This is a genomic window from Maribacter algarum (ex Zhang et al. 2020) (genome assembly GCF_005885635.1).
GTDB lineage: Bacteria > Bacteroidota > Bacteroidia > Flavobacteriales > Flavobacteriaceae > Maribacter_C > Maribacter_C algarum.
Genome location: NZ_VATY01000001.1, coordinates 611,781 through 624,460, shown reverse-complemented (window position 1 = coordinate 624,460; position 12,680 = coordinate 611,781). Strand labels below are relative to the sequence as shown.

Genomic DNA, 12,680 nt, shown 5'->3' with positions numbered 1-12,680 from the left:
ATTACTTCTTTTTTATTTCGCTATCGATAAGTGCTTTCAATTCTTCCAGTTCTATCTTACTCAAATTAGTTTCCTGAGTAAAGAAGGAGGCAAATTGCCCCGGACTATCATTAAAAAAGTTTTTGATGAGTCCGTTGACATGCTTTGAGAAGTAATCTTTCTTCTTTACTAGCGGATGATATTCACGAGACCGTCCAAAACTTTTATAGGCCACAAATCCCTTGTCGGTCATTCGCTTTAAAAGTGTTGCAACTGTTGTAGTTGCTGGTTTCGGTTCAGGGTAGGCATCTAACAAATCTTTCATGAAAGCTTTCTTTTGCTTCCAGAGGATGTTCATGAGTTCTTCTTCCGTTTTTGACAGCTGCATATTCTACATTTTTAGAATTAACTCTACAAACATAGAATAAATATTTTAATTCTACAAGTGTAGAGTAAAAATATTTAAACAAAGAGGGTTTTATTACTGCGGTTCTTTGGACGACGCTCCTAATAAAACAGTGATTGCGGCCGCTAGTAGTCCAATAGTGAGCAGTACATTTCCGTTTATAAAACCAAATTCCCAACGGAGAATTTTAAAAAAGTAACCCATAAAAATTCCTATGCCTGCTAAACTATACAATAAATAGCTCAGTGCCCTTTGTCTCGGTTTGGATTTCACAGAGGGGGAATCAATTTCATCGGTGTCAGCATCAGTATCTAAAAACCAAACTTCTCGAATGTGCGCCGAAATAAGTAGAACAAATGCTACTTGCATGATAGTCGTAAAAATATATCCGTAGGCTAGATGAAAGACTTTGAATTTGTAATGAAACAGGAAAGCAATCAACAAAAACAGTTTAGAATAATCAAGCAAAGTTTTAGGATGCTTCTGCGAAAATCGAAGGCTGTAGAAAATAGCAATTCCTAAAGTACCAGTGAGTAGTAAAACCCCTGGATAAGGCCAATGCATTATCTTAAATAGAATTCCAAGAATCGCTACGGCAATGCTTAGTCTTAAACAAAGGCGAGTTTGTTGTTTTGAGATTATCACTAGGAAGTTTCTTGTTCCCCAAAGTCTTTTGAACTGGCCAAAATCGAAATTAGGGCTGTGAACAGTCCGATAACCAATAAAACGTTGGCATTAATTATTCCAAATTCCCAGTGAAGAATTTTAAACAACGAAGCTATTACAATATAAACGGTGGCGAGGTCTGCAAGTATTCTAGATAGATTTTCTGTACCGAGCTTTTGCAGTAAAAGCCCGTTTTGTGCATTTTCTAATAGGAGTGATATTATTTCTTTACAATAAAACAATACAAAAACGATTAGGGCTACTTTAGTCAAAGCGGTTAGAATATAGTCATACGGCAAATGCAGAAGGCTAAAAATGTAATTGCATGCAAAAGTGACGATGAGTAGATGTCTAGAATAATCCAGGGGTACTCTGTTCTGTTTTTGATAAAATTGAATGCTATGAAAAATAACCATTCCTGTGGCACCTAATATGATTAAAGGCCACGAAATGAATTTAAAAAGTGCACCGAATACGGTAACGGAAATACTCAACCTGAAAAACAGGGCCGTTTTTTGCTTTGAAATTGCCATTGGTAATGTGTTTGCATAGTAGGTCAGTCGAGAACGAAGAAAAATGATTTATAGTACTATGAACGAGAATAATACGACCAACTACCACTATTAACCTACAAAGCGATAGCTTTGCATCAATAAAACCCAATGAATGCGTTTATTTGAGCAATTAAGAGAGCGAAGTGGTGGGCAGTGCGAGTTATGTGCTACAACCAATGATTTAAAAGTATATGAGGTGCCGCCGGTTTCTACTGGAGGATTGGACGGAAGCCTGTTAGGTTGTGAAACTTGTATTGGTCAGATTGAATCCCGAAACCTTGGGACTGTTACTGCAGACGCCAATCATTGGCGGTGTTTGAATGATAGTATGTGGAGCGAGCACGAGGCCGTAAAAGTAGTTGTATGGCGAATACTTTCACGTTTAAAGTCTGAAGGTTGGTCGCAAGATTTGTTAGATATGATGTATTTGGAAGACGATACTTTGAAATGGGCAAGGGCAACAGGAGAAGACGAGGAAGAAGCTGAAAAAATAATTCACCGAGATGTAAACGGAGTGGTACTGCAAAATGGAGATAGTGTTGTGCTTATTAAGGATTTGAAAGTAAAAGGCTCAAGCATGGTCGCAAAACAAGGTACGGCACTACGCAGAATTTCTTTAGATCGTGAAAATGCGGAATATATCGAGGGCAAGGTTGGGCCGACGCAGATTGTGATTATTACGAAATATGTGAAGAAAATCTGAAACGATTTTCAAGCTCCGATCAAAAAATCCCAATTTCCAGAAAACAGTATTGGAATTTTTATTTTTTCATTTCAGTAAAATTCTGGTAGAAATACGGAATTGTCTCTATCCCTTTCAGGTAATTCCAAACTCCGAAATGTTCGTTGGGGGAATGAATAGCATCACTGTCCAATCCGAAGCCCATAAGAATCGTTTTGCTTTCCAACTCCTTTTCGAATAGAGCAACTATGGGAATACTTCCGCCACTGCGTTGCGGAATTGGTTTTTTTCCAAATGTTGTCTCGTATGCCTTTGAAGCTGCTTTATAACCGATTGTATCAATTGGTGTCACATAGCCTTGTCCGCCATGGTGAGGTGTTACTTTTACGGTTACTCCTTTGGGGGCGATTCGCTCAAAATGGGAGCTGAAGAGTTCAGTGATTTCTTCCCAATCTTGGTGAGGAACTAGACGCATTGATATTTTAGCAAACGCCTGACTTGCGATTACGGTTTTTGCTCCTTCACCGATATAACCTCCCCAAATTCCGTTCACATCTAAAGTAGGTCGGATAGAATTTCGTTCGTTAGTGGTATACCCCTTTTCTCCGTATACAGATTCAATAGCTAAAGCATCTTGGTAATCTTCCAAAGAAAATGGAGCTTTAGCCATTTCAGCCCGTTCTTCACTGGATAATTCCTCCACTTTATCATAGAATCCTGCAACTGTAATATGATTGTTTTCGTCATGAAGACTGGCAATCATTTTGGCAAGTATATTAATTGGATTTGCTACGGCGCCACCATACAATCCTGAATGTAAATCTCGATTTGGCCCTGTAACTTCAACTTCGACATAACTCAATCCGCGTAATCCGGTAGTAATAGAAGGAACATCATTGGCAATCATTCCAGTATCTGAAATCAGGATAATATCATTGGCTAATTTTTCTTTGTTATTGGCTACATAGATTCCCAAGTTATCGCTGCCAACCTCTTCTTCACCCTCGATCATAAACTTTACATTGCAAGGAAGTTGGTCGGTTTTTACCATATATTCCAAAGCCTTTACATGCATATACATCTGCCCTTTGTCATCGCATGAACCTCTTGCAAAGATTGCTCCCTCAGGATGTAAGTCTGTTTTTTTGATTACGGGTTCGTATGGGGGTGAATCCCATAATTCCAAGGGGTCAGCAGGCTGCACATCATAATGGCCATAGACCAGGACCGTGGGAAGATTAGGGTCAATTATCTTTTCTCCATAAACAATAGGGTATCCATCGGTTTCATGAATTTCGGCAATATCGCATCCAGCCTCTAAAAGAGATGTCTTAATGGTCTCTGAGGCGTCTAGAACATCTTGTGAGAAGGCAGGGTCAGCACTAACGGATGGAATTTTGAGTAATTCAATCAATTCATTGATGAAACGATCTTTGTTTTGAGTAATGTAATCCTTTGGATTTTTCATGTATTTTGGAGTATATAAAGTCTAAATTAATAAAAAGAACTTTTTGAAGCCTTACTATTTAGAGAATTGATTTTTTGCTTTATATTTGCAGCCCCTTTAGGGGTAAATGCAGGCGTGGTGGAATTGGTAGACACGCTAGACTTAGGATCTAGTGCCGCAAGGTGTGAGAGTTCGAGTCTCTCCGCCTGTACAAAGAAAAGCTTCTCTTCAAAGAGAGGCTTTTTTTATGAAAAAAATAAGACCCATCTTTTTTAAGAGGGCCTCATTTATGGCAAAAGTCAAAATTTTAAACAGTAAATAGGTACTATAAGATTGTTTTGGGGAACATAAATCGAACGGATTATAAGACACCTACGGCCCAGAGAATCATAGCTACAACAACGGAAAGTAAAATACCAACCAGTACAACAACCATAATACTTAGAAAACCATTGAGCAATCTTACTCCTTGAGTTACTTGCTGTTCCATTTTTCTAGTAGTTTTCTACAATTTACGAAAATACCTGCCAGTATACCTGGTTTTTTTGTAATATTTCGACTAACTGTCTTGGATTTAACCTGTTCTACTGCTGTAATGCCGATTTTATCGATAAAATGCGAAATATTTAGCTTCCCTTTTTATCAGTAAGTTTCTTACTTAATTCCTCAAGTGATATACCTTTTGTTTCCGGCATTATAAAATGAACAAATAACAGTTGAAGTACCATCATAAAGGCAAAAAAGCCAAAAACAGGACCTGGCCCAATCCATGTAAATAGAAATGGAATAGAAGATGGAATCAACCAAGCTAACACCCAATGAACTGAACTTCCAAACGCTTGTCCGGAACCTCTTAAATGGTTTGGGAAAATCTCAGAGATAAAAACCCAAATTACCGCTCCCTGACCTATGGCGTGCGAAGCTATGAATAGGAAAAGAAAAATAGGTACGGCAATACCTTCCCATTCGAATATAAAGGCACAAGCTACCAGCGCTAATGAAATTATATAACCGAAAGAACCATAGTACATTAGTTGCTTTCTTCCCAAACGATCAATTAAAAATATTCCAATAAAGGTAAAAATTAGGTTTGTGGCACCTATTCCAATACTGCTAAGAAGAGCTGTACTTTCACCCAGTCCTGCTGCCTCAAAAATTCTGGGGGCATAGTACAAGAAGGCGTTAATTCCAGAAAACTGATTAAAAAAAGCAATGAAAAATGCGAGCATAAGAGGAAAACGATACTTCTTAATGAAGATATTTTCTGAGGCCTTAGTTCCTTCTTTTGAACTGGCTATTTCAGCCTGCATGTCCGCTAAAGTGATATTATTACTCATAGATGCTAAAACTATTCGAGCCTCCTCAGGTTTATTTTTGGTTAGAAGCCATCTTGGGCTTTTGGGAACACCAGTAACAAATAGGGTAAAGATTACAGCAGGAAAAGCTTCAACACCAACCATCCATCTCCAGTCATTTGCGGCTACGCCACTTATTACATAATTTGATATGAACGCAGCGAGAATTCCAAAGACCAACATAAGTTGGTAAAATCCTACCAAGCGACCTCTGTGCTTTGCCGGCGCGATTTCTGAAATATATGCTGGCGCGGCAATTGTTGAAGCTCCTACGCCAAGCCCTCCGATGAACCTAAAAACTCCGAAGGTAACAGGGTCAAGAGCGAGTGCAGAACCAATGGCGGAGACTGAATACAGTATGCCAATCCAAATCAATGTGTTTTTTCGTCCAATTTTGTCAGTCGGAAATCCTCCAAAAATTGCTCCGAACAGAGTACCGAAGAGTGCCATTCCTATAACCACAGTGCCGTGAAATGCATCTGAAGTACCCCATAAAAGCTGAAGCTTTTTCTCCGCACCTGAAATAACTACTGTGTCAAAACCGAATATGAAACCCGCGAGCGCAATTATGAGTGATATTCGTACAATCTTAGCGTCCATAGGTTTGTTTTGTTGGTTTTTGTAAAACTAACAAAAAAATGAATATTATTTAATCCATTTTCTATGGGAGTGCTACCACAGGTTTCAGTGTATCCATAGCCTTTAACTTTTTCTTTTTCAGCTCTTTGTCAAGCTGTTTTTCGACGGGTTTTTGTCTTTCAGATTTAGGGACTGACTTTTTTGTTTTTTGATATTCTGTAGAAGGAAATACTTTGTTATTGGGTTCAATATCGCTTTTTTTTCCAGCTTCATTTTGACATGAAATAAAAAGGATAGATAAAAGTATCGCGACCTGGATTCGGGAGAAGTTCATAGCAGATAAAAAATTGAGGCTACAGTAATTTACGAACGTAATCGATGATTTGGACGCTTGCTCCTTTATTTTTAGCTATATAGGTACTATTGATTTCACCAGTTCTTTCGAGTAACTCTTGACTATCTAGTAACTTCTTCATCTGCTCATCGAAACTCCATTGGTCCGTAATTGTTAGTAGACCTTTTAAAGAAACGAGGTCTTCGGCTTCCTTGAATCCTGAATAATTTGGACCTATCAAAACTGGAACTCCAAAAACAGCAGGTTCTAGAGTGTTATGTAGCCCAGTAGCAAAACCACCACCAACATATGCTACATCTGCATAGCTGTAAATCTTAGTAAGCATTCCGATAGAATCGATAATCAGCACTTCGAAATCACCTATCGTTTCTTCGTTAAGTTTGGAGAAGATTGCTGTTTTTTTATTAATAGCCCCCGCGAGACCTAAAATTTTGTCGGTGTTAATGGTGTGCGGTGCTAAAACGAACTTTAGATTTTTTGGAGCATGATTAATATAATTGATAAGAATGCTCTCATCTTCTGGCCAAGTGCTTCCAGCAACCAAACAGCGACGTTCTTTTTTAAATTTTTCCATAAAGGATAAGGAATTGTCGCGTTCTAAAATTTCTGAAACACGATCTAATCTGGTGTCCCCAGCGATGCTTGTATTCTTTATTTTAATCGACTCCAACAATTTTAGAGAACTTTCATTTTGAACGAAAATATGTGTAAACTTGGCCAAAGCCTTTTTTAGATATCCTCCATATCCTTTAAAATAAACTTGATTCTTTTTGAAAATTGCAGAAACCAGTACTGTGGGTATTTGTCTTGTTTTAAGCTCGTTCAAATAATTTGGCCATATTTCATATTTAACAAAAATCACCAGTTTAGGATTTACGCTACTTACAAATCGTTTTACATTTTGGGTAGTATCGATTGGAAGATAAGTAACTACATCTGCAGCTGTAGTGTTTTTCTTCACTTCATATCCTGAAGGGGAAAAGAATGTAACCAGAATCTTATATGAAGGAAATTCATGTTTCAGTTTTTCAATAATCGGAAGACCCTGCTCAAATTCACCTAATGAGGCAGCATGCATCCAAATAACCCCATCGCTTTTGGAAAATGCATTTTCAAGTATATCGAAAGTTAGCTTTCTCCCATTTACAAAGAGTTTCATTTTTGAACTGAACAGCGCCGCTATTTTCAAGTGGAACCAAGCAATATGTGCAATCAGATTGTAGATAATCCTCAAATTGAAATTCTTTAAAGCGAAAATACGCTTCTTTCAAAGAAAATCATTGCAGGTGGTTTCGTATTTTTGTGCCAAATTTTAGTATCTGAATTCCAAATTAACCAAATTCCTATCTATGAAGAAAATCCAAATGGTTGATCTTAACGGGCAATACCATGCTATCAAAGAACAAGTAAATGATTCAATCGCAAACATTTTAGAGACCTCGGCTTTCATTAACGGATCAGATGTAAAAGAATTTCAAAAGGAATTGGAAGAGTATTTGGGAGTGAAACATGTAATCCCTTGTGGTAACGGTACCGATGCACTGCAGATAGCCATGATGGGTTTAGGGTTAAAAGCAGGTGATGAGGTTATTACGGCAGATTTTACCTTTGCCGCTACTGTTGAGGTTATTGCATTGCTTCAATTAACACCAGTTTTGGTTGATGTCGAGCCGGATACTTTTAATATTGATGTAGCGGCGATTGAAAGAGCCATAACCTCCAAAACAAAGGCGATTGTGCCGGTACACTTGTTTGGACAATGCGCTAATATGGATGCTATTTTGGAATTGGCTGAAAAACATAAATTATATGTAATTGAAGATAATGCACAGGCAATCGGGGCTAACCATACTTTCAAAGATGGAAAGAAACAAAAAGCAGGCACGATGGGGCATGTAGGTTCTACGTCGTTTTTTCCTTCTAAAAATTTAGGGTGCTATGGTGACGGAGGGGCAATCTTTACCAATGATGATGATTTGGCGCATACCCTTCGCGGAATTGTAAATCATGGAATGTACTTGCGGTATCATCACGACGTAGTTGGCGTGAATTCTAGGCTAGATAGTATACAAGCTGCTGTTTTAAGAGCAAAGCTTCCGAAGTTAGATGAGTATTGTAGCGCTCGAAGAAATGCGGCAAAAAAGTACAATAAGGCATTTGAAGGTCAAGAGCATATTGTTACGCCCAAAACGGTCAATGGTTGTTCTGGAATTTGCGACACCTGTGACTGCCATGTTTTTCATCAGTATACATTGAAAATCACAAATGGAAAGAGAGATGCTTTAGTTGAACATTTTAAAGAGAATGGAATTCCTTGTGGGGTGTATTATCCAATTCCACTTCACAGACAAAAGGCGTATTTAGATAATAGATATAATGAGGCTGATTTTCCAGTAACGAATCAATTGGTGAAAGAGGTTATCTCATTGCCTATGCATACGGAGTTAGATGATGAGCAGATTAACCACATAACGTCTTTGGTTATCGATTTTGTTAACGGGTAAGCAAAAGCTATTGTAGATTTGATTCTAGATGTATTTCCGCTTACGCAGGATTAAAAAAAATGATTATGAAAATCCTTGTTACAGGAGGTTTAGGTTTTATAGGATCTCACACTGTTGTTGAATTGCAAAATGAAGGTTTTGAAGTGGTCATTATAGATGACTGTTCAAATGCAGATGAAAAGGTTCTAGAGGGAATTAGGGCGATTACGGGAAAGACTCCAATATTCGAAAAAATTGATCTAAAAGAAAAGTCAAGAGTTCAAGATTTCTTCAAGAGACATAGCGATATACAAGGCGTAATTCATTTTGCGGCCTCAAAGGCAGTAGGAGAGAGTGTTGAAAAACCGCTATTGTATTACGAGAACAATATTGGAACACTGGTTTATATTTTAAAAGAACTTTCTCAGAAGGAACGATCCAATTTTATTTTTAGTTCTTCATGTACAGTATACGGGCAAGCAGATGAAATGCCGATTACGGAAAATGCACCTGTGAAAACAGCCGAGTCTCCTTATGGAAATACCAAACAAATGGGTGAGGAAATCATTGCAGATACTTGTAAAGTAACAAAGGGCATGAATGCGATTGCGCTTCGTTATTTTAACCCAATGGGCGCCCATCCTAGCGCTGAAATAGGGGAATTGCCTCTAGGAGTTCCTCAAAATTTGGTTCCTTTCATAACCCAAACAGGGATGGGAATTCGAGAGCAACTATCCGTTTATGGTGATGATTATCCGACGACTGATGGTACCGCCGTTCGCGACTACATCTATGTGGTAGATTTAGCAAGGGCACATGTTATTGCTTTGAAACGTTTATTGGAAGATAAGAACGAGGATAACTATGAAGTTTTCAATGTAGGCACCGGTACAGGAAGTTCCGTTTTGGAGGTTATTCAAAGTTTTGAAAGAGTGTCTGAAAAAAAATTAAACTATAAAATTGTGGAACGAAGAGCTGGGGATGTTATTACTGCTTACGCAGATACCACAAAAGCAAACGAGGTTTTAGGCTGGAAATCGGAATACACTTTAGACCAGGCCATGAAATCAGCATGGGATTGGGAGCAAAAAGTGCGTAGTAAACACTAATTTAAAAGAACACTCCAAACAGTACTGATGCCATGGAAATTTGTATATTTCATGGCATTTTCTATTTAAACCAACCTCCTATGAAAAAATTCGTATTTGCTATAGCATTATTCTCATTAACTTTTATTTCAGCTCAGGACCTCTATTTACAGTGCGGAAATATTGTCGATACTGAATCTGGCAAAGTTTTAAAGGAAAAAACAATTGTCGTTTCAGGGAATAAGATCAAAAGCGTCCAAAACGGATTTGTTAACGGCTCCGGCGATGATATAACGATCGACCTTAAAACAAAAACAGTGCTGCCAGGCTTTATCGATATGCATGTTCATATTGAAGGAGAATCTAGCCCGACAAGATATATCGAGCGCTTTACTAAAAACCCTGCTGATGTTGCTTTTCAATCTACAGTTTACGCAGAAAGAACATTAATGGCTGGTTTCACAACTGTGCGTGATTTGGGTGGTTCTGGGGTGAATATTGCATTGCGTAACGCCATTAACAAAGGAACAATCAAAGGTCCACGTATTTTTACTGCTGGAAAAACAATTGCCTCAACAGGAGGGCACGGTGACCCTACCAATGGAATGCGTGAAGATTTAAGAGGTAATCCTGGACCAAAAGAAGGCGTGGTGAATTCTCCTGAGGATGGAAAAAAAGCGGTTCGTCAACGCTATAAAGATGGGTCTGATGTTATCAAAATAACGGCAACGGGCGGCGTAATGAGTGTTGCGAAAAATGGTCAAAACCCACAATTTACTATTGAGGAAATTAAAGCAATTGTGGCAACTGCAAAGGACTATGGAATGCTGACCGCAGCGCATGCTCATGGCGATGAAGGAATGCGCAGAGCTGTTGTAGCTGGAATTAAAACCATTGAACATGGTACCCTAATGGAAGAAGCTACGATGGATTTGATGGTAAAGCATAATACCTATTTAGTGCCCACGATTTCTGCTGGAAAAGCAGCCGCCAAGATGGCCGATATTCCTGGATATCTACCGCCTGTGGTTGCCAAGAAAGCACGTGAGATTGGGCCGGTTAGTCAGGTTACTTTTGGGAAGGCCTACAAGAAAGGCGTTCCAATTGCTTTTGGAACGGATGCAGGTGTTTCTCCACACGGTGAAAACGGTAAAGAATTCGGATTCATGAACGAGGCGGGAATGCCCATTATGGAAACGATTCAAGCAGCAACAATAACAAACGCCGACCTTCTTGGAATGGCTAACGAGCTAGGACAATTAAAAGAAGGGTTTATCGCCGATATTGTGGCTGTTGATGAAGACCCTACAAAAAACGTGAGTACTTTAGAAAATGCGGTGTTTGTAATGAAGGAAGGGATTATTTACAAACAATAGAAATCCCCCTTTGAAGGGGGTCAGGGGGATGTTTTTCTGATAAAATGGCTAAACTCTATTAAACATATCATATTTCCAATTTGTGGCAAATGCTCCAAGACCTTTCAGATAGTACGGCTCTTTTTCAAACTGCTCAAAAAGAAAAGCTGTATGACAAGCTGGTGAGTCAACTTCAAAAGGATTTCGCCTTAGCAAATATTGACATCGATTTATCGTCTGAAGTAGAGCCTGATGTTTTAAAGACCCTTCTTCACGAAAAAATCTATTTTCTAATTTTAGAAAAATTTACCGAGTATCTTAACCTTCTATATATTATCGATGTGCCTGAAAAAGCGTTTAAAAAAATACATATGACCGATGCGGTCGAAGTTGCAGAACAAGTCACTTTTCTTGTTCTCAAAAGAGAATTGCAGAAAGTATGGTTGAAGGCAAAATATAGCTGAGATTATTCAAATATTTCTGCAAGAAAACTGGTTAGATCACGCCAAGAACGATAGGTGGTTTTCTTGTTGTAGTTCATTCCTGTTTCTGGAGAATTTGCTTGTGGGTTAGTAAATGCATGACCTGTATGTCCGTAGGCACTGATATTCCAATCTGCATTTCTTTCAGTTAGTTCCTTTGCAAGAGCAATAGTTTGTTGAGGTGTTGCTAAGGGGTCATCCCATCCATGAAAAATTAAGACAGAGCTTTTGATGTTGCCTTCATGATTCATGTTAGGTTTGTCATAAACACCATGAAAGGTAGCTATTCCCTTGATGTCTGCCCCAGATCTTGCCAAATCTAGAACGCACTTTCCCCCGAAACAAAATCCGATAGCAGCTATTTTATTGGAATCGGTCAACTCAAAGTCCTTGGCAGTTTGAACGGCTAGTTGAATTCGATTGAGAAGTAAAGTTCTGTTTTCATTCAGTTCGCCCATTAGTATTCGTCCTTCCTCCGGAGAAGCTGCCCTTCTTCCATTTCCATACATGTCTAGGGCAAAACCGAGATAGCCCATTTTAGCTAATTGAATTGCTTTTTCTTCATCAAACGGTGATTTACCCAAATAGGCGTGTGAAACCAATACTAGAGGTCTTTTTCCCTGAATAGAATCATCCCAAGCAAAAAATCCTTGAAAGCTTTCTTCTGAATTGGAATAAGTGATTTCTTTGGTCTGAATCATCTCGACGCTGTTAAAAATATACCCTTACAAAAGGTGTCCAAGCATTTAAATAAATACTGTCTACATTGTCATATAACAAATTGTAGCGTATGCCCACAGTTGCAAAATTTGTTCTATATCCAGCGCCTATAAATAGTGCTGGAGACCAAAAATCTCTTTCAAGAGTACCTCCAATAGTTTGTATAGAAGAGTTAATGCGCAGCTGTTCAAATTCTGCCGATAATTGAATTTGAGGAATTGGGTTACCTAAAACAACGGCGCTTGGCCCATAAGCCCAGAATTTTTGATTATTAAATTTAAAGAAGTTCACATTTGCACCAATACCAGCCGCTATGTAATCATTGAATTGATAAATGGCACTAGGCGCAATCGACCCATTGAAGCCGCCATTTGAAAAGTTAAATCCGATACCTCCGCCGAAACGTACCTTATTCCAAAAGTCACTTTTTTGGGTAGGATTTTGAGCGAAGCAGTTGACACTTCCAAAGAAAAGACAAACTCCAAAAAGGAGCATTTTTAAACCTGAGGGAACAATTTTGTTCATAATA

15 protein-coding genes and 1 tRNA gene are annotated in these 12,680 nt (G+C 38.5%); 6 read left to right on the top strand and 10 right to left on the bottom strand.

The features are described from left to right. Nucleotide 1 precedes the first annotated feature (1 nt). From FEE95_RS02700 to FEE95_RS02690, 3 genes are all read right to left on the bottom strand, one after another. Nucleotides 2–367: a BlaI/MecI/CopY family transcriptional regulator gene (locus FEE95_RS02700; protein ID WP_138656289.1), complete on the bottom strand. Its 366-nt coding sequence runs from the start codon at nt 365–367 to the stop codon at nt 2–4. A gap of 93 nt (nt 368–460) precedes the next feature. Beyond that, a complete protein-coding gene (locus FEE95_RS02695; RefSeq protein WP_138656288.1) occupies nt 461–1,030 on the bottom strand; it encodes a GldL-related protein in 570 nt (189 codons plus the stop codon). Continuing rightward, a complete protein-coding gene (locus FEE95_RS02690; RefSeq protein WP_138656287.1) occupies nt 1,030–1,584 on the bottom strand; it encodes a hypothetical protein in 555 nt (184 codons plus the stop codon). The genes FEE95_RS02695 and FEE95_RS02690 overlap by 1 nt, the downstream gene beginning before the upstream one ends. A 133-nt stretch (nt 1,585–1,717) precedes the next feature. Here FEE95_RS02690 and FEE95_RS02685 point away from each other — a divergent pair, with 133 nt between their 5' ends. Next, on the top strand, nt 1,718–2,308 hold the full coding sequence (locus FEE95_RS02685; RefSeq protein WP_138656286.1) for a PhnA domain-containing protein: 591 nt from the start codon (nt 1,718–1,720) through the stop codon (nt 2,306–2,308). A gap of 58 nt (nt 2,309–2,366) precedes the next feature. On the opposite strand, the gene FEE95_RS02680 is transcribed toward FEE95_RS02685, so the two are convergent. After that, nucleotides 2,367–3,755 (bottom strand): dipeptidase, encoded by a 1,389-nt coding sequence (locus FEE95_RS02680; RefSeq protein WP_138656285.1) that lies wholly within the window; start codon nt 3,753–3,755, stop codon nt 2,367–2,369. A 108-nt stretch (nt 3,756–3,863) separates the two neighbouring features. On the opposite strand from FEE95_RS02680, the gene FEE95_RS02675 reads away from it, so the two are divergent. Next, nucleotides 3,864–3,945 (top strand) — tRNA-Leu (locus FEE95_RS02675). 150 nt (nt 3,946–4,095) lie between these two features. Here the strand turns inward: FEE95_RS02675 and FEE95_RS22420 are convergent. The 4 genes from FEE95_RS22420 to FEE95_RS02660 form a co-directional block, all read right to left on the bottom strand. Further along, complete coding sequence (locus FEE95_RS22420) at nt 4,096–4,224, bottom strand: hypothetical protein (protein ID WP_262710875.1); 129 nt, start codon at nt 4,222–4,224, stop codon at nt 4,096–4,098. A gap of 136 nt (nt 4,225–4,360) precedes the next feature. Then, nucleotides 4,361–5,689: a sugar porter family MFS transporter gene (locus FEE95_RS02670; RefSeq protein ID WP_138656284.1), complete on the bottom strand. Its 1,329-nt coding sequence runs from the start codon at nt 5,687–5,689 to the stop codon at nt 4,361–4,363. Nucleotides 5,690–5,750: 61 nt separating this feature from the next. Further along, nucleotides 5,751–6,002 carry a hypothetical protein gene (locus FEE95_RS02665; RefSeq protein WP_138656283.1) on the bottom strand — a complete coding sequence of 84 codons (252 nt, stop codon included), beginning with the start codon at nt 6,000–6,002 and terminating at the stop codon, nt 5,751–5,753. Between the two features lie 19 nt (nt 6,003–6,021). Continuing rightward, nucleotides 6,022–7,182 (bottom strand): 3-deoxy-D-manno-octulosonic acid transferase, encoded by a 1,161-nt coding sequence (locus FEE95_RS02660; protein ID WP_317129230.1) that lies wholly within the window; start codon nt 7,180–7,182, stop codon nt 6,022–6,024. Between the two features lie 190 nt (nt 7,183–7,372). Between FEE95_RS02660 and FEE95_RS02655 the strand changes: the two genes are divergently transcribed. The 4 genes from FEE95_RS02655 (at nt 7,373) to FEE95_RS02640 (ending at nt 11,413) form a co-directional block, all read left to right on the top strand. After that, nucleotides 7,373–8,527, top strand: a complete 1,155-nt coding sequence (locus FEE95_RS02655) for a DegT/DnrJ/EryC1/StrS family aminotransferase (protein ID WP_138656281.1) — start codon at nt 7,373–7,375, stop codon at nt 8,525–8,527. Nucleotides 8,528–8,592: 65 nt separating this feature from the next. Further along, nucleotides 8,593–9,615, top strand: a complete 1,023-nt coding sequence (galE, locus tag FEE95_RS02650) for a UDP-glucose 4-epimerase GalE (RefSeq protein WP_138656280.1) — start codon at nt 8,593–8,595, stop codon at nt 9,613–9,615. An 80-nt stretch (nt 9,616–9,695) separates the two neighbouring features. Then, complete coding sequence (locus FEE95_RS02645) at nt 9,696–10,970, top strand: metal-dependent hydrolase family protein (protein WP_138656279.1); 1,275 nt, start codon at nt 9,696–9,698, stop codon at nt 10,968–10,970. 89 nt (nt 10,971–11,059) lie between these two features. After that, the gene (locus tag FEE95_RS02640) at nt 11,060–11,413 is read left to right on the top strand and encodes a hypothetical protein (RefSeq protein ID WP_138656278.1); all 354 of its coding nucleotides are present in this window, start codon (nt 11,060–11,062) and stop codon (nt 11,411–11,413) included. Between the two features lie 2 nt (nt 11,414–11,415). Here FEE95_RS02640 and FEE95_RS02635 read toward each other — a convergent pair whose 3' ends face one another. Next, nucleotides 11,416–12,132, bottom strand: coding sequence for a dienelactone hydrolase family protein (locus tag FEE95_RS02635; protein ID WP_138656277.1), 717 nt, complete (start codon nt 12,130–12,132; stop codon nt 11,416–11,418). Nucleotides 12,133–12,142: 10 nt separating this feature from the next. After that, nucleotides 12,143–12,676 carry an alpha-ketoglutarate decarboxylase gene (locus FEE95_RS02630; RefSeq protein WP_138656276.1) on the bottom strand — a complete coding sequence of 178 codons (534 nt, stop codon included), beginning with the start codon at nt 12,674–12,676 and terminating at the stop codon, nt 12,143–12,145. Nucleotides 12,677–12,680: the final 4 nt, after the last annotated feature.